This window comes from Flavihumibacter sp. CACIAM 22H1 (assembly GCF_001601815.1).
Taxonomy (GTDB): Bacteria; Bacteroidota; Bacteroidia; order Chitinophagales; family Chitinophagaceae; genus Flavihumibacter.
This window is the reverse complement of record NZ_LUKG01000065.1, coordinates 1-22440: the sequence shown is the minus strand read 5'-3', so window position 1 is coordinate 22440 and position 22440 is coordinate 1. Positions and strand designations below refer to the sequence as shown.

Here is a 22440-nt window from a genome sequence, read left to right as displayed (position 1 = left end):
CCGCTTCCTACTGCACCGCTTGATACCAGTACAATATGATAACGTTTGCTCAGGGCGGCAATTTCTGCCGCCACTTTTTTTATAATAGCCGTATCGATGGTTCCATCTGCCTTGCTGATTACAGCTGTTCCTAATTTTATGACAAGTACTTCCTTCGACATCCCCCGATTTTTCTGCAAGATACTACAAAGCAGGCCGCTATGTTCCACTATTCAAAATCGAAAGCGGTGGCGCTTTCAGAACGGCACGGCTATTGAACAAACCGATCAGTACGGTTAGCCCGGTGATGGATAAAAAGATCAGCAGGGTAGCCAGCAGGGGAGGGTGAAAGCTTGTGTCGAAACTGAAATTGGCTAAAAGGGCACCCCCGATCAAGGCAAGGCCAATGCCGGTAAGGGCGGCCAGTGATCCGAGGAAAAAATACTCCAGTGCAGTAATGGCAAAAACCTGCCTGCTGGTTGCGCCGAGGGTTCTTAATAAAACAGTTTCCTGCATCCGCTGGTACTTACTGATAAGAATAGACGCTATCAATACCATTATACCAGTTACAATACTGAAGCCACCTATGAATTGAATAACAAAACCTATTTTATCCAGGATATCGTCCACTGTCTTCAAAATAAGGTTGAGGTCGATAACGGATACCGTGGGAAATTTTTCCACCAGGGCACGCTGGTATTTTGCGGAAAATTCTGCAGAAGGAACCCGGGTAACCAAAACGTGGAACTTGGGTGCTTTTTCCAGCACTCCTTTCGGAAAAATTACCCTGAAATTGGTTTGCACCCGGTTCCAGTCGACCGAACGTATACTGCCTATTTTGGTTTTGATAGGCGCCCCTTGAACATTAAAGACCAGTTCATCGCCTGGTTCTACATTTAATCGTTTCGCATAGCCTTCCTCGATAGAGATCCTGATATCGTTAAAATCGGTAACAGAATCCTGCAATATGCCTTTTACCAGGGTTTCTGCTTCGGTAAGGGTGTCGCGGTAGGTTGCCCTGATCTCCCCGTCAAAGGCTCTCCGGGGAATATCCAGGGTGGTATCTGCTTTCAGGTCGGCAGCTGTATAACCCCTTATAGAAGACAAGCGCATGGTAATAATGGGCACATCCTGGATAATGGGCAGTTTATAGTTGGCTGTTAATTGGTGAAGCGCGTCTTTTTGGGCAGGCTGGATATCAAATACCACCAGGTTCGGCTGATTTTCACTTCCGGCCCTTTGCAGTTTTCCGGTTAAAAGTCCCTGGATATAAAACAGCAGACAGATAAAGCTGGTGCCTAGCCCAATAGCTACTACCAGTATTACGGTTTGGTTATTGGGTCGGAACAGGTTGGCAAAACCCTGCCGCCATACATAGGCAAGCTGGTTGGGGAAAAACCTGCGGATCAGATAGATCAGGAGCCAGGCTGCCCCGCTGAGTAGTAAAAAAGACAGGAATACACCAATGGTAAAGCCTGTGGCAGCCTGAACAGTACCGGTTTGTAGCCAGCTGAAGCCGAAAATAAAGGCTATGATTGCCAGGCCAACCAACAATCGATAGGGGTCTTGCCACCAGCGGTTTTTTTGTTCGGTTACCCGCAGTGTATGTAGGGGAGAAACTTTTCGAACAGCCAGTAAAGGCCAGAGTGCAAAAAGAAGGGAAACCAGCATTCCTACCAGCAGTCCCTGTGCAATTGCTTTCCAGGAAACCTGCATATGAAGTTCTATGGGAAGAAAATCTTTTAATACCCCCGGCAGAAGAAACTGGATGCCTGTTCCGAGAAGGGCGCCCAGCATACTTCCCAGAAGGCCGATGGCCAGCATCTGCACCAGGTAAATCAGGAATGCCTGGCGATTGGTAGCACCCAGGCATTTGAGGATAGCAATTGCTCTTATTTTTTCCCGCACATAAATATGAACGGCACTGGCTACCCCAATACAACCCAAAAGCAAGGCAACAAAACTTACCAGTTGTAAAAACTCATTGAGGTCGCGAAAGGAGCGTCCTGTACTTTCTTTCCGGCTGGCTACGGTTTCAACCTCCCACCCGGCATCCTGCAACCTGGGTTCTATTTTAGGAACTACTTCAGTAACGAGAGAAGGAGTATTGAACTTATAGTAATAAAGGTAGTTGATGCGGCTGCCTTTTTGTAAGAGGCCGGTTGCTTCCAGGGATGCTTTCGGGATCCAGACTGCAGGTGCTACGGCTGCTGAGAACCCGGTTTTTCCGGGCGACTGAAGAATTTCACCCAGCACCCGGTAGGTTTTTTCGCCTACCCGGATGGAGTCGCCTACCTGTGCATTAAACTGTAATAAAAGGGTTCGTTCCACCAGGGCACCTTCTTGTTGCCGGAATGCCCTGAATGCATTGGCCGGGCGGGTGTCCAGCGTTCCGTAAAAAGGGAATCCCCCGCTAACGGCCCGCACTTGTGCTAACCGGGTACCACCCGTGCGGGTAAAATAGATCATGGAGGCAAAATTGTTTTCCACAGCCTGCTCTGAAAAACCGGCAATGGAGTCCAGCATTTGTTGCACAACAGGGTCGGGTGGCTGGTTGGCATCTATTGCCAGGTCGGCACCCACCAGGGTTTTTGCCTGCAGGTCAATATCGCGCTCAAGGGTATATCCTAATCCATAAATGGCAACCAATGCTGCAATACCCAGGATAATGGAAGAGATAAAAAGAAAAAGCCTGGAACTGTTCCGGCGGCTATCGCGCCAGGCCATTTTCAGGATCCATTGACTGTTCATGGTATCAGTTCCTCCTTTTTGGTTTCATCGGCAATTAAGCGGCCGCCTTTTAATTTGATAATTCTATTGGTACGGCCAGCCAGCTCAAGATCATGGGTTACCATTACCAGGGTGGTGGCGGCTGCGCGGTTAAGGTTAAAAAGCAGGGCCTCTATTTTTTCGGAGGTTTCCGCATCCAGGTTGCCGGTAGGTTCATCGGCAAACAGAATTTTTGGCTGGTTGGCAAAAGCTCTTGCAATGGAAACCCGCTGCTGTTCACCACCCGATAGTTGCGAAGGATAATGGTGCCAGCGGTCTGCCAGCCCAACCTGGTCAAGCAGTTCCAATGCACGCTGCCGGATATTTTTCCCTTTTTTCAATTCGAGCGGAACCATCACATTTTCGATAGCTGTAAGCGTGGGTAGCAATTGAAAATTCTGAAAAACAAAACCAATAGTTTCGTTGCGGATTTTAGCCAACGCATCTTCCGACTGGTTCTGTAATTGGATCCCATTCAGCGCAACATATCCGCTGGAAGCGCGGTCAAGGCCGGCGCATAATCCCAGTAAAGTCGTTTTTCCACTACCAGATGGGCCAACAATGGAAACCGTTTCGCCGGGTTGAACAGAAAAACTAATATCTTGTAGCACCTGAAGCGGCTTACTGGCAGACTGGTAGGTTTTGGATAACTGAACCAGTTCCAGTATGGGGGTGATGGTAGAACTCATTTGGTAAAGTAACTGTTTTATATGGCACATAACAAGGGATTGATGGCAAGGTTGAGTTTGCTGGGATTAATGGTGGTGGTTACAGGATGGATGGGTTGCGGACAGGCGACCGAGCCCTCACAGAAAAAAGAAGTAGCTGAAACCAACAGCGCGCCGGCAGCCCGTAAAAAACTGGTCTTTTTTGGTAATAGCTTAACAGCGGGTTATGGATTGGATCCGGAAGAGGCCTTTCCAGCAAGAACCCAGGCAAAAATTGATTCGCTGGCACTGCAGGTGGAAGTAATTAATGCCGGCCTTAGTGGAGAAACTTCGGCTGGCGGACTTACCCGCATAGATTGGATACTGCAACAGGAACCCGATGTATTTGTATTGGAATTGGGTGCCAATGACGGGTTAAGAGGAATTCCGGTGGCTGAAACAAAGAAAAACCTGCAGGGGATATTGGATAAGGTAAAAAAAGCTAATCCGGCGGTAAAGCTGGTAATAGCGGGCATGATGGTGCCACCCAATATGGGGCCGGCGTATGCCCGTGACTTTCAGGCCATTTACCCGGAACTTGCTAAAAATAACAAGGCGGTATTGATTCCGTTTTTATTGGAAGGGGTGGCTGGTGAGCCCCGGTTGAACCTGGCGGACGGCATTCATCCAACAGCAGAAGGCCACCAAATGGTGGCCAACGCAATCTGGTCTTATATCCAGCCCTTATTAGGAGCCGGCGGCTAGCCGGGTTTGTAACTGGGTTCTTTTTACATGCAATACAGTGTGCATTAAAAGCAGGCAGGCGGCGGCAAAATACCAGCCGGTACGCACTTCGGGTGGTTTAGCGGAAAAATAAGTAATGCAGGCCAGGGCAATTCCCCATACGAGGAATACATGCCGGATTGCTGCAATCAGCAGGGTACGGAAACTTTTCATATACGGATTTTTACACCTATTATAACCCCAAAGCTATTATTTTATTGTGCCGTTGAATTTTCGAGAAATTTCTACAGGTGAATCGTTCAGGAATTCATAGTTTTCTGCGGAATTTCATTAACCATTCACTTTGAGTGCTTCTTCACCCCCTTTACTGACCCAGGTTCAAACGGCTTTATTCCGTCATTTACCGCACGATTATGTTGTGATTGACCAGCAGCACTGTATTCAGCTGATTTCCAACCCCGCTTCTATATTTTTCGATAAAACCGCCCCCCAACTGGGAGACAGGCTGGAGCAGGTATTAAATCCGGTATGGTTGCAACAGTTTAGCACATTGCTGGCGCAGGTAAGCAGCGAGGTGGCTATTTTGCACAGCGCCGCCTGTCAGTTTGAAAAGGGAACCGCCCTTTTTTATGGCGCCATGGAACTTATTCAGCTGGAGGATCCTGCATTTTTCCTGTTACTGTTCAAAAACCAGAGCTCCCTGGTAGAAGCGGAACAAAAAAGAGAAAGAAAATTCAGAACCCTGGTAGAAAACGGAATGGATGCAGTGGCTATACTCGATGCATCCGGCACCGCTACCTATGTTTCTCCCAATATTGCACATATCCTGGGTTACACAGAAGAAGAAAGTTTGGGGTTGAACCTGTTTGCCCTGTTGCATGATCAGGACCAACCAAAGGTGCAGGCTGTTTGGATGGAAATGCTTGCCAATCCCGGCCTGCCAATGCGGGGCCAGGAAGCCAGGATATTGCATAAAAGCGGGGAATGGCGCTGGATCGAAGCCACCATTAAAAACATGCTGCACGACCCGGTGATACAGGGAGTGGTGGATAATTTCAGAGACATCACAGAAGAAAAAAAACGAACCGAAGCAGAATGGATTTCCAGTGAACGGCTCAGACTGGTGAATAAAGCCACCTCTGATGCCATCTGGGATTGGGATATTTTACAGGATACACTTTATTGGGGAAATGGCTTTACTAGCCTGTTTGGCTATGAACTGGAAGAGAATTCCGTGGATCCCGCCCGGTGGGAAAGCCTTATCCATCCGGAAGACAGGCAGGAAGTGATGACCCACCTGAACCAATGCCTGGCAGATCCGACCCTGTATACCTGGTTCAGTGAATACCGGTTTCTGAAAACTTCCAATCACTATGCCTATGTGCTGGATAAGGGATTTATGATCCGCGATGAGCAGGGGAAAGCCATTCGCATGATTGGCGCCTTACAGGATATCAGTTCCATTAAAGAAGCAGAACGGGCGCTGAAAGAAGAACGTAACCGCATGCGGGCTATTATCGATAATATTCCGGATTACGTTTTTGCCATTGACAACGAAGGAAAATATACCATCTGCAATAAAGCCCAGGTGCAATTATTTGGTAAGGAAACGGAGGAGCAACTTCTGCACCAAAGCATCGAAGAAATTCTGGGACCGGAAAAATCATCCTCGCTGACGGCTGATGATAACCTGGTATTGAAGACGGGTTTGCCCAGTTATAACCAGGAGGAAAAAATCCTTTTGCCCGATAGCAGTATCCGGTATGTGTTAACTACCAAAGTTCCTTTATACAACCAGGCAGGTATGGTAGCCGGCCTGGTTGGAATTTCGCGCGATGTAACGGCCTTGCATAAAAAACAGCTGGAAGATCGCTTAACGGCAGGTATAACCGAAAAAATACTGTTGAGTGAAGATATCAGGGAAGCCCTGGAACAGGTATTGGGGTTACTTGGAAATTACCTGGAAGCAGCCGCCGCCCATGCCTGGACATTGAATGAAGGACAGGTTAAATTACTTCGGTCTGCCTCCTGGCAATCGGCTATGCAGGCTTCAAATAAGCCCCTTGATACGGCCAACGAAGTGTATTTGTCGAGGCATCCATTGGCTGATCACTGGAAAAACCTGCAACCGGCCCTGGTAGTTGAACGCAATTCCGAACGGTATCCTGCTTCTCTGCTAATCCCGATTCCGTACCAGGGTAAAAATATCTCTCTCCTGCAGTTTTATTTTGATACCAGGAAAGTGGCGGATGATCAATTGCTCGATTTCTGTGCCTTCCTGGGTGCCAAAATCGGAATCGATATCCAAACCAAGAAAAGAGAACTGGAGCTTAGTTTATTCTTTACCCATTGTCCCGATCCGCTTTGCATTATCAGCGCCAACGGGTTTTTCAGAAAAATCAACCCGGCTTTTATTGACCTGTTCGGGTTCAGTGAAGACTATATGTTATCCAATCCAATCCTTTCCTTTATTCATCCGGAGGATACCTATACGGCGTTAACCACCATGGAAAATGCGTTTGCTGGCTTGTTGGTAGAGTCGTATGAGTTCAGGTTTAAAACAGCCGACGGGCAATGGAAATGGCTCACCTGGAGCACGTCAGAATTGTTTTATGAAGACGGGGTTGTTTTTGCTTACGGGAAAGACATCTCGGAACTTAAAGAGGCAGAGCGGAACCTGGCGCAGTTCAAAAAAGTAATGGATAGTTCACGAGACGGATTTGCAATATATAACCCGGTTACCCGGCAGAGTTATATGAACCAGGCCATGCAGCAGATGCTGGGTTATACAGAGGAAGAAGTGAGCCTGATGGAAACGCCGGCTATTACCCATGTAGATGAACAGAAAGCGAGGGATATGTTTGAAACCGTTGCGCAGGGGTCTTATTATACTGGTGAAATCCAGATTTATACAAAAGATGGCCGCATTGCAGATATGTACCTGAGTGCAGGCCCCATCTTAGATGAGGATGGAAACGTGGAAGCGGTGTACGGGGTACATATGGATATTTCTGAACGCAAAAAATACATGGCCTCCCTGCTGGAAGCCAATGAGCGGTATAACCTGGTAGCCCGTGCAACCAATGATGCTATTTGGGACTGGAATATTGCCACCAATGAAGTGAAAAGAACCGGCAATGGGCTGGAAACCTTGTTCGGCTACGACAGTGCAGCTGCCTGTGCCGACGATCAATTCTGGCTGAACAGGGTTCACCCGGAAGATTTACAGGGTGTATTAGACCGAAGGGCGATTTTTTTGGAAACCCCTACTGCTGCCTATTGGGAAGATGAATACCGGTTTAAAAAAGCAGATGGTACCATGGCCATTGTGCAGGATAAAGGATATATAATACGCGATGAGCAAGGGAAAGCGGTTCGTATGATTGGCGCAACGCAGGATATTACACACAGGAAATTGTACCTGAATGAAATAATACGGGTAAAACAGAACCTGGATGCCCTGATCAATAATACAGGCGATATGATCTGGTCCTATGATGCAGACCTTAACCTGATTATCGGAAATGCAGCATTCTTACAAACTTACCGGGATCTTGCACAGGAGTATATCGAAGAAGGCAGCCCGGTACTGGCAGAAAATTTGCCCCCACATGTAAAAGACCAATGGGCCCCGATTTATAAAAAAGGGCTGGAAGGAAATGGCTTCACCACCGAATTGGTTTATTACAGCGAGGAAGCAGGAGAGGACCAGTACTTTATGGTGTCCGTAACACCCATCAGGAATGAAAAGGACGAAATTGTTGGCGGGGCCTGTTTTGCCAAAGATATTTCCGAGCTTAAAAAAGCCTACCGGAAACTGGAAGAACTGAACCAGGAACTATTGCAGAATGCCGAAGAACTGGCTGCCTCCAATGCTGACCTGGAACGTTTTGCATTTATTGCATCGCACGATTTACAGGAGCCCCTACGTATGGTTTCCAGCTTCCTGCAATTATTGAAACAACGATACCAGGGGCAGTTGGATGCCAAAGCCCATACCTATATTGAATTTGCAGTAGATGGCGCGGCCAGGATGAAAGAGTTGATACATGGGCTGTTGGATTATGCCCGGGTAGGAACCCCTCTGGTGGATGCGGTAGCCGTGGATATGAACCTGGTAATGCGCGATGTGCAGATTCTTTTAAAAACCAAAATTGATGAAACCAATGCGGTTATTGTTACAGAACGGTTGCCAATTATAGGAAAGGCAAATTATACCCAGTTGCTGCAATTGATGCAAAACCTTTTGGGGAATGCGCTGAAATACCGGAGCGAAGCTGATCCCCTGGTGGAAATAGGGCTGGAAGATTCCGGCGATACCTGGACCTTCTTTGTGAAGGATAACGGAATCGGTTTGGATATGCGGTATGCCGATAAGATCTTTCTTGTTTTCCAGCGCCTGCATCAGCAGAAAGCCTTTTCCGGAACAGGTATTGGCCTGTCAATCTGTAAACGTATTGTAGAAAAACTAGGCGGAAAGATCTGGGTGGAATCGGAACCCGGAAAAGGAAGCTGCTTTTATTTCACAATTGTGAAGTAACTTAAAGGTAAATTCATTCCCCCCCCCAATGATACCCATCCAAATTTTGCTTGTTGAGGACAACGAAGGCGATGTTGTGCTGACGCTGGAGGCATTTGAAAGTATTCGCCTGGTAAACACCGTACAGGTGGTTAATGATGGGGAGGAAGCAATCCATTACCTTAATAAGCAGGGGCGCTTTGCCAACGTTACAGAACCTGATATGATTCTGTTGGACATCAACCTGCCAAAAATTGATGGCAAAGAAGTGCTCGCCTATATCAAAAACCACGAGCGGTTTAAAGTAATTCCAGTTGTTATTCTTACGTCGTCTGCCTCCGAAAAAGACATCAACGATACCTATGCCGAGCATGCGAATTGTTATATTACCAAGCCGGTAGATTTCAATAAGTTCATCACCGTTATAAAATCGATTGAATCGTTTTGGATAAATATTGTACAATTGCCGGTCAAATCCAATTAACGGACCATGGGTAACAGTATATCGGAAGAACAATTTTTAACCAGTTTGGAGCAGAAGAGCATGCCGGCCGGATTAACGGTGTACCAGCAGGCCTTATGGCAGGAAGGGCAGGGGAACTGGGAAAAAGCGCATGAATTAATCCAGGATCTTCCTGATAAAAAGGCAGCTTTATTACACGCATACCTGCACCGGGTGGAAGGCGACCAGTGGAATGCCGACTATTGGTATCGAAAAGCAGGCGAACAGATGCCTTCCTGTAGCCTTCAGGAAGAGTGGAGTCTGTTGGTGAAACGCTTCTCCGTATGAAAACCGCTGCTCACCCGATTTATAACTGGCCTTTTGCCCTGGTATGCCTGAGTTCCTTGTTTTTTTCTGCCAGTTTCAACATGCTGATTCCGGAATTGCCTGCCTATTTATCGAGCCTGGGCGGGGCGCAGTACAAAGGGCTGATTATTGCCCTGTTTACACTTACGGCAGGTATTTCAAGACCTTTTAGTGGTAAGCTAACCGATTCAATCGGAAGAATTCCTGTAATGGCCGTAGGCTCACTGGTTTGTTTTGTATGTGGTTTTTTGTATCCTGTTCTTACCTCGGTAGCAGGGTTCCTGCTGCTTCGTTTGGTGCATGGATTTTCAACCGGCTTTAAACCAACCGCCACTGCTGCATATGTAGCAGACCTGGTTCCGGTTACCCGTTGGGGAGAGGCCATGGGAATTCATGGGCTCTGTTTTAGTACGGGTATGGCTATTGGTCCGGCTATCGGAAGCGCCATTGTACAGTCGTATTCTATTCAGGTACTATTTTATGCTTCGTCTTTTCTTGCCCTGCTTTCGATCCTTATTTTATACAACATGAAAGAAACCCTGCCGGATAAACAACGGTTTCAGGTACAACACCTGAAAGTAGGCCGGCAGGATATTATTGAATGGAAAGTATTTCCTGCTGCCTTTGTTACCCTGCTTTCCTATCTTTCTTATGGAGCTATTTTAACCCTGGTGCCCGATTGGGGCGACCATATAGGAATAAAAAACAAAGGTGTTTTTTTCATGGTCTTTACACTGGCTTCCCTGGTGGTACGGTTTATTGCCGGAAAATTATCCGACAGAAAAGGCCGCGAAACAGTTATCCGGGGCGGATTGATTATGCTGGTAATATCCCTGCTCGTAATGGCCTGGTGGCAAACAACCAGCGGACTGCTGGCCGGTGCAGTTTGTTATGGCATTGCAACCGGTATACTTTCACCGGCAATAAATGCCTGGACCGTAGATATGAGCGATAAGGAACGCAGAGGTAAAGCCATGGCAACCATGTATATTGCACTGGAAGCAGGCATCGGGCTGGGTGCATTGGTTGCAGGAACCATTTACCAGGATCATCTTGCAAGGATACCCTGGCTATTTTACAGTGCAGCTGCTATTACCCTAATTGCGATTGTTTATATGTATGGGAGAAGAAAAAATGAAAGAGCCGATTCTGGAACTAAAGGAAATTAGCGTTGCTAATGGGGATCAAACCGTTCTTCACCCGATCAGCTTAACACTGCAGGCAGGGCACCGGCTAGCCATAGCAGGTGAAACCGGATCGGGCAAGTCAACCCTGCTCAAAGCCATGGCAGGCTTACAAAACCTATCCGGTGGCACTGTTTGGTGGAAGGGCAAACGGGTAGCAGAACCCTGGGAAAAACTGGTTCCTGGCCATCCTTCCATTGCTTACCTGTCGCAACATTTCGAATTGCGTAACAATTACCGGGTAGAAGAAGTGCTTTCCTATGCAGAAAAGATAAGCCCCGGGCAAGCAGCAGAAATTTATCGGATATGCCAGGTAGATCATTTACTGAAACGTAAAACTGACCAGTTATCCGGCGGTGAAAGACAGCGTATAGCCATGGCCCGCCTGCTGGTAGGGGCACCTACGGTATTTCTGCTGGACGAACCCTTCTCCAACCTCGATACCCTGCATAAACACACGATGAAGGAAGTAATGCGAGACCTTGGAAATTCCATGCAGATAACCTGGGTACTGGTTTCACACGATCCTGCCGATCTCTTATCCTGGGCCGATGAATTACTGCTTTTGAAAGAGGGGAAAAGCGTACAGCAAGGTACCCCTTCAGAATTGTATTTCAGTCCGGCTGATGTTTATTGTGCCGGTTTACTGGGGCCTTACTCCTCTTTAGCGGGGGAACTGATCAGACCAGCTTCCCTGCAAGTGGTGGATGTAGCCGGCACCCCGTTAACCGGATTAGTACAATCGACGGAGTTCATCGGGTTTGGCTATCTCTTGCAGGTAGAATTGAAGGATGGAGCGGTGCTGAAACTCTTTCATACGGAAAGTCTTCCCCCCGGAAAGCAGGTTGGCATTCAACGCAGATAAATTATATTTAGCACTTTAATCAACTGCAGCCACTTGAGCCATATGACCAAAACAAACGTCCAGCACTTATTTAGCATACCTGTTATTGTTGCCGCCTTGGGTTATTTTGTGGATATCTATGATCTGCTCCTCTTTGGTATAGTTCGTATTCCCAGTTTGAAAAGTATGGGGCTTGATGATGCGGCGCTTTCTTCAGTAGGCGCGTCTATTTTAAACTGGCAGATGACCGGTTTATTAATTGGCGGTATTTTATGGGGCGTGCTGGGTGATAAAAAGGGGCGGCTCTCGGTTTTATTCGGCTCCATCTTAACCTATTCACTGGCCAATATCGCCTGCGGATTTGTACAGGATCCGAATACCTATAAAATACTCCGTTTCATTGCAGGAATAGGCCTGGCCGGTGAGTTGGGAGCAGGTATTACACTGGTAGCGGAAGTATTGCCAAAACACCTGCGTGCATTGGGAACTTCACTGGTGGCAGGCGTTGGTTTGCTGGGTGCAGTAGCAGCTTATTTTACCGTTGAATTGTTTAACTGGAGAACGGCTTATTTCATTGGCGGTGGAATGGGAATTGCCCTTTTACTGATGCGGGTGGGTGTATTTGAATCGGGTGTATTTGCCGCCTTAAAAGAACACCGTCATATTCAGAAAGGGAATTTTTTCTCGCTGTTTACTAATAAAGACCGGCTTATCCGGTACCTGAAATGTATTGGTATGGGCTTACCTACCTGGTTTGTGATCGGCATCCTGGCTACCTTCAGTAACGAATTTGGAAAAGCCCTGGGTATTGATACACCTATTCAACCCGGTTTGTCGATTATGTGGTGTTATGTTGGCTTATCGATCGGAGATCTTTCCAGTGGTATTTTAAGTCATAAACTGGAATCCAGGAAAAAAGCGGTATTCTATATGATGCTGTTTACGCTGGCGGGCAGCCTGGTTTATTTGTTTGCTGGTATTAAAACAGCAACAGGTTTGTATGCGATAAGCCTTTTAATGGGATTTGGTATCGGTTATTGGGCCATGTTTGTGACCATTGGTGCAGAACAGTTTGGTACAAACCTGCGCGCAACAGCGGCTACAACAATTCCTAATATGGTACGCGGAACCGTGGTGGGTATGACCACCTTATACGCCTATTTCAAGGAAGGATTTACCGTAATCCAGGCAGGCGCCCTGGTGGGATTGCTTTGTTTTTTAATCGGCATTACTTCAATCCTGACCATTTCCGAAACACATGGACGTGACCTTGATTTTCTGGAGGATTAAGTATGCAGCCGGTTACTATCAAAACTATTGCCGAACAACTCGGATTATCCATTGCCACTGTTTCCAGGGCGCTGAAAGACAGCCATGAAATTTCCCAGGCAACCCGGGAAAAAGTAAAACAGGCAGCCCTGGAACTGGGTTATCAACCCAATGTAAATGCCAGCGGCCTGAGAGCCGGTTCCAGTAAAACCATTGCCGTAATGGTACCGGAAGTAGAAAATCATTTTTTTTCGCAGGTGATCAGTGGAATAGAATCAGTAGCCAGGGAATACGATTACCATGTGTTGATCTATCTTACACATGAAGACCCGAAAAAAGAAGAAGCTTTTGCACACCTACTTGGAAATGGACGGGCCGATGGCCTGTTGATTTCCGTAACGCATAACAAAAACGGATATGCGCATCTAAACCGGTTGTCTCAGGCAGGGTTTCCCATGGTTTTTTTTGACAGGCTGGTAGAAGAAGTGGAAGTGCCCCATGTTTGTACTAATAATGAAGCCATCAGTTATGAAGCCACCAGTCTTTTATACCAGCGGGGCGCAAAAAAGCCGGCCTTTTTGGGGCTGGACCCGGATCTTTTCATAACCCGTACCCGGCAGGCGGGTTATCAACGGGCCGTTGAACAGTTTGATCCGGGCGCAATACCCCTGCTATTTGCGGGCAGCGGTAAACCAGCGCAGGACCTGCCCCGGCTCCACGCTTTTTTTAAAGAACACCATCCGGATGGATTTTTAGGCGCTGCAGAATCGATGGCCCTGCTTTTATATGAATTAGGTAGCCAGGAGAATTTCCAGATTCCGAAAGATTATCAATTGATCAGTTTTACCAATCTAAGTGCAGTTCCTTTTTTACATCCTTCCCTTACCGCTATTGTGCAGCCTGCGTTTGAAATTGGCAAAGAGGCAGCAGAATTGCTGTTCAAGGTTATTAAAAAGAAAAAAATTTATCCTGCCGAACGTAAACGTATCCTGCCATCCTGTATCCGCCTGGCGGCATCTCTTCGGGCAAGCAAAGGCTAAAATCCGCGTAAACGTTTGCATAAGTAAACTTGCTGGGGATTGGTGGAAAACGCACCTTTAAAGCTGCGAATTTTCTTACCATACAAAAAATGAAAAATGCTTGACCGAAGACATTTTTTGCGACAATCAGTAGTTGCAGGTGCCGGTATACTGCTTGCACCATCTTTCTTAAAAGCCGCCGGTTCTGCAAGTTCCCGCGTAGTTGTAGCCGTAGTAGGCACCAATAGCCGAGGTTTTTATCTGGCTAAATTATTTGCCGCCCTGGAAGGTGTAGAACTGGGTTATATCTGTGATGTGGATGAACAGGTGCTCAATAAAACAATTGCTGAAATTGAAAAACAAACCGGTAAACGCCCCAAAGGGTATCGGGATGTTCGAAAGCTGTTAGAGGAAAAGGACCTGGACGCAGTTTGCATTGCCACACCCGATCATTGGCATGCACCGGCTACGCTCATGGCGGTACAGGCCGGTAAGCATGTTTATGTTGAAAAACCCTGCTCGCACAACCCTGCAGAAGGAGAAATATTGGTGGCTGCCCAGGCAAAATATGGAAAATTGATTCAGATGGGCAACCAGCGCCGATCCTTTCCTAAGGTAATGCAGGCGATGGACGAGTTAAAAAACGATGCCATCGGAAGGGTGTATTTCGCCAAGGGCTGGTATGCAGCTAACAGAAAATCTATCGGTAAAGGCAAACCAGCTGCCGTACCATCACACCTGGATTATGAACTCTGGCAGGGACCAGCGCCAAGAAAAGCCTACCAGGATAACCTTATTCATTATAATTGGCACTGGTTCTGGAACTGGGGAACGGGTGAAGCCTTGAACAATGGCACCCATGAAATAGATGTAATGCGATGGGGACTGGGCGTTGATTACCCGGTAAAAGTTGTTTCAGCCGGCGGGCGCTATGCGTTCCAGGACGATTGGGAAACGCCGGATACGCAAACCATTACCATGGAATTTGCTAATAATACCGCCATGTTATGGGAAAGCCGCAGCTGTAATCCGCACCCGGTAGAAGGCAGCGGCAGGGGAGTGGTGTTTTATGGCGAAAAAGGAACCATGGTTATTCCCGGTGGCGATGATTACAAAATCTTTGACCTTGATAATAAACTGGTTAAAAAAGTAGATACTGAAATTCAACAGGTAAATGCGACCAATACCATGGGTATGGGTGAAAAACTGGACACCCTGCACCTGCAAAATTTTATTGATGCCATTCGCGGACAAAGAAAACTTAGTTCACCCATACAGGAAGGACATAAAAGTACTTTGCTGGCGCAGTTGGGAAATATTTCCTGGAGAACCGGAACAGTTTTGCATTGTAATCCGGCCAACGGACATATTTTGAATAACAAGGAAGCTGCCCGTTTCTGGAAACGGGAATATGCAAAGGGCTGGGAAATGAAATTATAACGATTAACACCATTATTATGCGCTATTTTATTTTTGTAGTTGCCCTGGGTTTACTGGCTACCAATCTTTTTGCTCAACAAGGAAAAGAGCAGTGGGTTTCCTTGTTTAATGGCCGTGATCTGAAAGGCTGGAAACAACTAAATGGAAAGGCTTCTTATGTGGTAAAAGATGGAGCCATTGTTGGTACAACGGTTTCCAATGAACCCAATTCCTTTCTGGCAACCGAAAAGAATTACACCGATTTTATACTTGAATTAGAATTTATGGTAGACCCTTCCATGAATTCCGGAATCCAGTTCAGAAGTGAATCAAAAGCCGACTATCTGAATGGTAAAGTACATGGCTACCAGATGGAAATAGACCCGTCCAAACGGGCCTGGAGTGGTGGCATTTATGACGAAGGGCGAAGGCTTTGGTTGTATTCGCTCGAGTATAATGAAGCTGCTAAACCCGCATTTAAAAACAATCAATGGAATAAGTACCGGATCGAGTGTATGGGTAAATCGGTACGCACGTTTGTAAACGGAATTCCTGCAGCCCACCTGGAGGACAGCATGCTTACGAGCGGATTTATTGCTTTACAGGTACATTCGATAGGGAAGGATGAACAGCCCGGCAAACAAATCAAATGGCGTAATATCCGCATACAGACCACCAACCTGCAACCCAAAAAAGCAGCGCCGATTTTTGTGGTAAACCTGCAACCCAATACCCTTTCGCCCAGTGAGCAACTGCAGGGTGTGCAGTTATTATGGAATGGGGTGGATACAAAAGGATGGCGAGGCGCACACAAAAATACATTCCCCGAAAAAGGATGGCAGATAAAAGAGGGCGTTTTAAGTGTGCTGAAAAGCGACGGGGGAGAATCTACCAATGGTGGTGATATTGTTACGGAAGATCTGTTTGGTTCCTTTGAATTGCAGTTTGAATTCAGAATTACGCCGGGCGCCAATAGCGGGGTTAAATATTTTGTAACTGAACAGGAACAAAGTGCGGGTTCAGCCATTGGCCTGGAATACCAGATACTGGACGATGATGCGCATCCGGATGCTAAAATGGGTGCTGTAGGCAACCGAACCATGGCCTCTTTGTACGACCTGATCCCCTCTCTTAAAATGAGCCAGAGCCGTCGTAAGCCAGGTGAGTGGAATAAAGGCATTATACGGGTTTACCCCGATAACAGGATCGAACATTTTTTGAATGGGTATAAAGTAGTGGAATACCAACGGGGTACACCTGTTTTTTATGCCCTGGTGGCGCGAAGTAAATATGCTAATTGGAAAAATTTCGGGATGGCTGAAAAAGGACGTATCCTGTTACAGGATCATGGCGATGCGGTAGATTTTCGATCCATCAAAATAAGAAAATTATAAAGTAGTATGTCGGTAGAAAAGATGTTTTCGCTCGAAGGTAAAGTGGTAGTAGTAACTGGTGCAACCGGTGTTTTAGGAGGCGCTTTTGTAGAAGCTATTGCGGAGGCAGGTGCCGCTGTTGGTATATTGGGCCGTACTGCTGTAGTGGCAGAAGAAAGGGCTGAAAAAATTAAGGCGGCCGGTGGTAAAGCTATTCCGCTGGTAGCCGATGTTATGAAAGAAGAAGAGTTGAATAGGGCAAAAGATCTTATGCTGAAGGAATTCGGAAAGATCGACGGCCTGGTGAACGGGGCTGGTGGCAATATGCCAATAGGTATTTTGCAGCACGAGCAAGATCTTTTCCGGATGAACCTGGAAGGAATGAAGACCGTTATGGATATTAACCTCTGGGGCACGATATTGCCTACACAGGTTTTTGGTCCTGCACTGGCCATGAATGATACTGCCAGCATTGTAAATATTTCTTCTATGAATTCAAAGCAGGCCGTAACAAAAGTGCTGGGGTATAACCTGGGTAAAGCAGCGGTCGATTGTTACAATGAATGGTTTGCCGTAGAACTGGCAAACCGCTACGGCGATCGGATTCGGATGAATGCGCTTACCCCCGGCTTTTTCCTGACCGAACAAAACCGAAAACTGGTATGGCACCCGGATGGTACCCTATCTGCCCGCGGACAGGCCATTATCAACAACACACCGTTCAAACGTTTCGGTAAACCCGAGGAATTAACCGGTGCCCTGATTTGGTTGTTAAGTGATGCATCCCGGTTTGTAACCGGTTCTCAAGTAGTAATTGACGGAGGTTTTTCTATTTTTAGTGGTGTATAATACAAGCAATGAAAGTTCCTTATTTTAATGAGTACAGCCTGGTGCCTACTATGCGTTGGTTTGGTGAACAGGATCCTGTTTCACTCTCCGCACTGCAACAGGCAGGATGTACCGGGGTGGTAACGGCATTACATCATATTGCCAACGGTGCTGTTTGGACGAAAGATGCTATCGCAGAACGCCTGCATACCATTGAAGCTGCCGGGTTAACCTGGGATGTGGTGGAAAGTGTGCCGGTACATGAGGCTATCAAAACTCGTACCGGTCAGTTCGATACCTATATCCGCCATTACCAGGAGTCTGTACGGAATCTTGGGGCTGCCGGTATTAAAATCATTACCTATAATTTTATGCCGGTACTGGATTGGACCCGTACCGATCTGGAATACCAACTTGCGGACGGCAGTAAAGCCCTGCGCTTTGAACAGGCAGCACTGGTTGCATTTGATCTGTATATGTTACAGCGAGACGGAGCGGCGGCTGACTATACAGCAGACGCGATTGAACGGGCTAAAGCGCTTTATGCCGCTATGGATGATGCCGCTAAGTACAAACTAGAACGCACCATTATAGCTGGGTTGCCCGGCAGTGAAGCCAGTTTTTCCATTGAACAATTTCGGCAGGCTATGTGGCCGTATAAAAACCTGGGACGGGAGCAACTGCAACAAAACCTGGTAGCTTTTCTTAAAGCCGTTTGCCCGGTTGCGGAAGAGGCGGGGGTTCAACTTGTAATTCACCCCGATGATCCGCCCTTTCCGATTTTCGGATTACCCAGGGTAGTAAGTACAGCCAATGACCTGGATTACCTGTTTTCTGAGGTTCCGTCACCCTCCAATGGACTTTGCTTTTGTACCGGTTCTTTTGGCGTGCGGGAAGATAATAACCTGGCGGCCATGGTACAACAATTCGGCAACAGGATAGGCTTTTTCCATCTCCGGAATACCCGAAGAAATGAATGGGGCGATTTTTTTGAAGACAATCACCTCGAGGGGAATGCAGATATGGCTGCTATTATGAAAGAAATTGTAGACCTGCAATACAGGGAAAAAAGAAGCATCCCTATGCGGCCCGATCATGGGCACCAGATGCTGGATGATCTTACCAAAAAAACCAACCCGGGTTATTCGGCTATCGGCCGCTTAAGAGGGCTGGCAGAATTAAGAGGACTGGAGCTGGGTATTCAATCAATGCGTAAAGAAAAATAAGCCATGGAGAAGCAGGTAAAGCAATGGCCGGCAGCGGATTTTATTTTGCAAAATGAAGCGGCTCGCCGTTTGTACGAGGAATATGCGAAGGACCAACCAATCATTGACTACCATTGTCATCTGCCCCCGGATGAAATTGCCGGTAATAAAAAATTCGAAAACCTTACCCAGATCTGGCTAAAAGGCGATCATTATAAATGGCGGGCTATGCGCGCATTGGGTGTTCCGGAAGCATTGATCACCGGCGCAGCCTCCGATCACGATAAATTTATGGCCTGGGCAAAACAGGTTCCTAAAACAGTCCGCAATCCACTTTTTCACTGGACGGCGATGGAATTAGCCAACCCCTTTGGTATACATCAATTACTGGATGAAACCTCGGGTGCGGCTATTTATGAAACCTGTAATAGCCTGCTGCAAACAGCAGCATTCAGTACCCAGGCCCTGATCCGCCAGCGAAAAGTAGAAATCGTAGGAACCACAGACGACCCCTGTGATACGCTCCTGCCTCATCAAAATTTTGCCCGCCAGAATGCCGGCTTCCGAATGTTACCCAGTTTCCGGCCCGATCCTGTTCTCAATGTAACCCACCAGGGTGCCTGGCTTGCTTACCTGCAAAAACTGGAAGCTGTTACAGGCCGGTCCATTAAACAGTTGGATGATCTGCTCAACGCCCTCGATGATCGTATACGGTATTTTCACGAACATGGCTGCCGCGTGGCAGACCTGGGTATTGTTCAGTTACCTGATCTGCAGCAACAGCGCGATAGGAAACAGGTAGAGCAGGAATTCCGTTTGCTGGTAAGTACCAAAAACTACCAGGTACAATATCCCGACGCTTTATCTGGATGTATAGTACTGCACCTCTGCCGCCAGTATAAAAAATATGGTTGGGTACAACAGTTTCATGTAGGGGCCATCAGGAACCTGAACCACCGGCTGCTTACCCAACTCGGTGCAGATATAGGTGTAGATTCAATTGGAGATGACCAGCAGGCAATGCGGCTTGCCCGATTCCTGAATGAACTGGATAAAACCGATGAGCTCAGTAAAACCATTTTATACAACCTGAACCCGGCTTTGAATGAAGTGTTCGCCAGTATGGCCGGTAATTTTAATGATGGCAGTTGTGTAGGCAAAATCCAGTTTGGATCGGGCTGGTGGTTTCTTGATCAGAAAGACGGTATGGAAAAGCAGCTGAATGCACTATCAACGATAGGTATTCTTAGTGCTTTTATCGGGATGACAACAGATAGCCGCAGTTTTCTTTCCTATTCCCGACACGATTATTTTCGGCGGATACTCTGCAACCTGGTGGGCACTGACATGGAAAAAGGACTTCTTCCGATGGATTTTTCCTGGATGGGAGAGATCATAACGGCCATCTGTTATACGAATGCAAAGAACTATTTTAATTTTCCCTGATTTTTTTTGACGACGCATAGGGGTAAGCAGATCACTGGTTGTCGGATCTGCAAATACGATGAAATATGACAATCAAATCAATGCTGGCAGCACTGCTGCTGCTTACCCTGGGAAGCGTGGAACTGCGTGCGCAACAGAATCAAACCATTTTTAAAGGAGCAGGAATTCGTAAATCCGGGGGCTATGGTGCCCTTTCAAATAAATTTACCCGGATCAACGGAACGTTCGCCAATATCAATGAAATATATGGCGGATGGTATATCAACCGATCTTTCCTGCTTGGGGTAGCTGGCGCGGCAACCACCAATCGATTGAACGTTCCTGCAGGCAACAGGATTTGGGATGGTGAAAAAATGACCTATCAATATGGACAGTTCGGCCTGATGACGGAATACGTGGTAGGCTCCACCAAAAAAGTGCATTTTGCTGTTAACCTGGTAACGGGCGCAGGATTTATTCTGCAATACGATCGCCGCGATTATGATCATTGGGACGAGTATGATGGGCAGAATCCCAATTTCTTTTTTGTAATGGAACCTGGCGCCCAGGTAGAACTAAATCTAACCAATTGGATGCGGTTTAGTCCGGGAGTTTCCTACCGCCGGGCATTCGGATCAGACAGCAAGGGCTTAACAGATAGTGACCTGAGCGGAGTAGCTGCCAATATCACCTTTAAATTCGGACGGTTTTAACCGGCCTATTGGCCAAAATATTGCACCTGAATAGTAATATCCCGATTCCTTCCTTTATCATCTGTACAGGAAATTTTAACGGGCCCCGGCTCTGGTTGAAAAAATACCCGCTCTTTTGCACCGGCTGATTTGTAATAACGATCATTGATGTACCAGTGCACCCGCAGTACATCCGGTGCAGCCTGGCATTGCAGGAGTAATGGTTCTGGATGGGTGCGTTCCATCAGGTAATCTGTGCCATGGCGGGGTGAAAGAATAGCCGGGGCTCCTTCCCGGAAAACCTGCTCACAGTCAGGATTGTGCGCAGGGATTTTTTTATAGCTGATTTTCCGTTCATCCATCCATCGCAGCAGGGTTGGGTCTAGCAGGGGAAAACGCTCTTTCTTGTAGCCGGCAGCAGGCAGGCATTGCATACAATAGGTATATTTTCCATCTGCACGCACTGCAATTTCCCGGCTGTGTTCGCAGGTTTGCCCGGTAGAAACCAATGGAATAAAATAATCGGTCAGCAATGATTCGCAATAGTCGCCCGGTGGCAGTCCGCTCGTTGCGCACACTTTCCGTATAGCGCAGCTGGCCGGTTGCGAAAACCAGTCTTGTTCGGGGTTGTAATCAATTGAGTTGAATAAGCGGAAAAGCAGGGGTGTTGCTGTTTCGGCACCGCTTAAGGAAGCCGCCCCTTCCCCTGAAAAATTCCCTACCCAAACGCCAATGGTATAGCGCTGGTTATAGCCAATGCTCCAGGCATCCCTTCGTCCATAGGATGTGCCGGTTTTCCAGGCAATTTTGGGCAATTTTTCGGTGCTCTGCCAGCTCAGTGGAAAATCTGGCCGGTTTACTTTAGATAATACCTGGTTGATCATGAAGGAAGCGGCAGGGGATAATACTGTTTTGGAAACGGTACTGCTGTCGGCCTGGTAATACAGTGGTGGGCGATAAATTCCCTGCCGGGCAAAGCTGCTGAATAAACCCGTAAGCTCTTCGAGGCTCGTACCACAGCCACCCAATACCATGGAAAGTCCCAGTTTTTTTTTGTCTTTCCTGACCTGTTCAAAACCAATGCCGGATAAGCTGGTAATGAGCTGGTCCTTTCCCAGTTTCGCCAGGGTTTTAACTGCAGGAATATTCAGGGAATGATCCAGGGCATACTCCATGCTGACGGGTCCATTGAACTGCCGGTCAAAATTTTCCGGTGCATACCCTTCGTAATTGGTGGCTACATCAGTGAGTATGGTCTTCGGGGTTAATATGCAGGCATCAATAGCCAATCCGTATACCAGGGGTTTCAACGTGCTGCCGGGTTGCCGTACCGCGGCTGCGCCGTTTACCTGGCCGCCGTCTGTAGGATCCCTGAAATCGGCCGAGCCCAGGTAACTGATAACCTGCCCCGTTTTAGTATCTATAACAATAACCGCTGCCTGCTGAATGCGCTGGTAACGTAAAGGACGTATATAATCGGCTACCAGTTTTTCCACTTTTAACTGGGTATTCAGGTCGATATAGGTTTGGTAAGAAGGCGCCCCGTTTTTTTTGAGTTTATAGGAAAGATGAGGAACCAGTTGCGGTGCCGGATGACGATAAGCATCCAGGGGTTCTTCCAGGGCATCGCGGATGGCTTCTTCACTAAAAATTCCTGTGGAACGAAATCGTTCCAGCCATTTGTTCCGTTCAAGGAGTATGCGGTCGTTGTGCTTG

18 protein-coding genes and 1 pseudogene are annotated in these 22440 nt (G+C 47.2%); 14 read left to right on the top strand and 5 right to left on the bottom strand.

Annotated elements, in window-relative coordinates; translation table 11 throughout:
* From A1D16_RS21740 to A1D16_RS15855, 3 genes and pseudogenes are all read right to left on the bottom strand, one after another.
* Positions 1-161: pseudogene (locus tag A1D16_RS21740) on the bottom strand (glutamate 5-kinase); the annotation flags it as partial.
* Between the two features lie 37 nt (positions 162-198).
* Positions 199-2730, bottom strand: coding sequence for an FtsX-like permease family protein (locus tag A1D16_RS15860; RefSeq protein ID WP_290711257.1), 2532 nt, complete (start codon positions 2728-2730; stop codon positions 199-201).
* On the bottom strand, positions 2727-3437 hold the full coding sequence (locus A1D16_RS15855; RefSeq protein ID WP_290711255.1) for an ABC transporter ATP-binding protein: 711 nt from the start codon (positions 3435-3437) through the stop codon (positions 2727-2729). The genes A1D16_RS15860 and A1D16_RS15855 overlap by 4 nt, the downstream gene beginning before the upstream one ends.
* Positions 3438-3458: 21 nt before the next feature.
* On the opposite strand from A1D16_RS15855, the gene A1D16_RS15850 reads away from it, so the two are divergent.
* Positions 3459-4160 (top strand): arylesterase, encoded by a 702-nt coding sequence (locus A1D16_RS15850; protein WP_290711253.1) that lies wholly within the window; start codon positions 3459-3461, stop codon positions 4158-4160.
* Here A1D16_RS15850 and A1D16_RS15845 read toward each other — a convergent pair.
* Positions 4143-4352, bottom strand: a complete 210-nt coding sequence (locus A1D16_RS15845; protein WP_290711250.1) for a hypothetical protein — start codon at positions 4350-4352, stop codon at positions 4143-4145. The genes A1D16_RS15850 and A1D16_RS15845 overlap by 18 nt on opposite strands.
* A 130-nt stretch (positions 4353-4482) precedes the next feature.
* On the opposite strand from A1D16_RS15845, the gene A1D16_RS15840 reads away from it, so the two are divergent.
* From A1D16_RS15840 to A1D16_RS15780, 13 genes are all read left to right on the top strand, one after another.
* Positions 4483-8679, top strand: a complete 4197-nt coding sequence (locus A1D16_RS15840) for a PAS domain S-box protein (protein WP_290711249.1) — start codon at positions 4483-4485, stop codon at positions 8677-8679.
* Positions 8680-8707: 28 nt separating this feature from the next.
* Positions 8708-9142 (top strand): response regulator, encoded by a 435-nt coding sequence (locus A1D16_RS15835; RefSeq protein WP_290711248.1) that lies wholly within the window; start codon positions 8708-8710, stop codon positions 9140-9142.
* Positions 9143-9148: 6 nt separating this feature from the next.
* Positions 9149-9448 carry a hypothetical protein gene (locus A1D16_RS15830; protein WP_290711247.1) on the top strand — a complete coding sequence of 100 codons (300 nt, stop codon included), beginning with the start codon at positions 9149-9151 and terminating at the stop codon, positions 9446-9448.
* Positions 9445-10635, top strand: a complete 1191-nt coding sequence (locus A1D16_RS15825; RefSeq protein ID WP_290711245.1) for an MFS transporter — start codon at positions 9445-9447, stop codon at positions 10633-10635. The genes A1D16_RS15830 and A1D16_RS15825 overlap by 4 nt, the downstream gene beginning before the upstream one ends.
* Positions 10586-11515, top strand: coding sequence for an ABC transporter ATP-binding protein (locus tag A1D16_RS15820; protein ID WP_290711243.1), 930 nt, complete (start codon positions 10586-10588; stop codon positions 11513-11515). Before A1D16_RS15825 ends, A1D16_RS15820 begins: the two co-directional genes overlap by 50 nt.
* A gap of 42 nt (positions 11516-11557) precedes the next feature.
* The gene (locus A1D16_RS15815) at positions 11558-12784 is read left to right on the top strand and encodes an MFS transporter (RefSeq protein ID WP_290711241.1); all 1227 of its coding nucleotides are present in this window, start codon (positions 11558-11560) and stop codon (positions 12782-12784) included.
* A gap of 2 nt (positions 12785-12786) precedes the next feature.
* Complete coding sequence (locus A1D16_RS15810) at positions 12787-13803, top strand: LacI family DNA-binding transcriptional regulator (protein ID WP_290711239.1); 1017 nt, start codon at positions 12787-12789, stop codon at positions 13801-13803.
* Positions 13804-13899: 96 nt separating this feature from the next.
* Positions 13900-15222 carry a Gfo/Idh/MocA family oxidoreductase gene (locus tag A1D16_RS15805; protein WP_290711237.1) on the top strand — a complete coding sequence of 441 codons (1323 nt, stop codon included), beginning with the start codon at positions 13900-13902 and terminating at the stop codon, positions 15220-15222.
* Positions 15223-15239: 17 nt separating this feature from the next.
* Positions 15240-16595 carry a DUF1080 domain-containing protein gene (locus A1D16_RS15800; RefSeq protein ID WP_290711235.1) on the top strand — a complete coding sequence of 452 codons (1356 nt, stop codon included), beginning with the start codon at positions 15240-15242 and terminating at the stop codon, positions 16593-16595.
* Positions 16596-16601: 6 nt separating this feature from the next.
* Positions 16602-17423 carry an SDR family oxidoreductase gene (locus A1D16_RS15795; protein WP_290711233.1) on the top strand — a complete coding sequence of 274 codons (822 nt, stop codon included), beginning with the start codon at positions 16602-16604 and terminating at the stop codon, positions 17421-17423.
* Between the two features lie 8 nt (positions 17424-17431).
* Entirely contained in the window at positions 17432-18628 is a 1197-nt protein-coding gene (gene uxuA / locus A1D16_RS15790; RefSeq protein ID WP_290711231.1) for a mannonate dehydratase, read from the top strand.
* A 3-nt stretch (positions 18629-18631) separates the two neighbouring features.
* Complete coding sequence (gene uxaC / locus A1D16_RS15785; protein WP_290711229.1) at positions 18632-20053, top strand: glucuronate isomerase; 1422 nt, start codon at positions 18632-18634, stop codon at positions 20051-20053.
* Positions 20054-20118: 65 nt separating this feature from the next.
* Positions 20119-20745 (top strand): hypothetical protein, encoded by a 627-nt coding sequence (locus A1D16_RS15780; protein WP_290711227.1) that lies wholly within the window; start codon positions 20119-20121, stop codon positions 20743-20745.
* A gap of 5 nt (positions 20746-20750) precedes the next feature.
* Here A1D16_RS15780 and A1D16_RS15775 read toward each other — a convergent pair.
* Positions 20751-22440 (bottom strand): penicillin-binding transpeptidase domain-containing protein (locus A1D16_RS15775; protein WP_290711225.1); only part of this gene is annotated, 1690 nt, incomplete at its 5' end.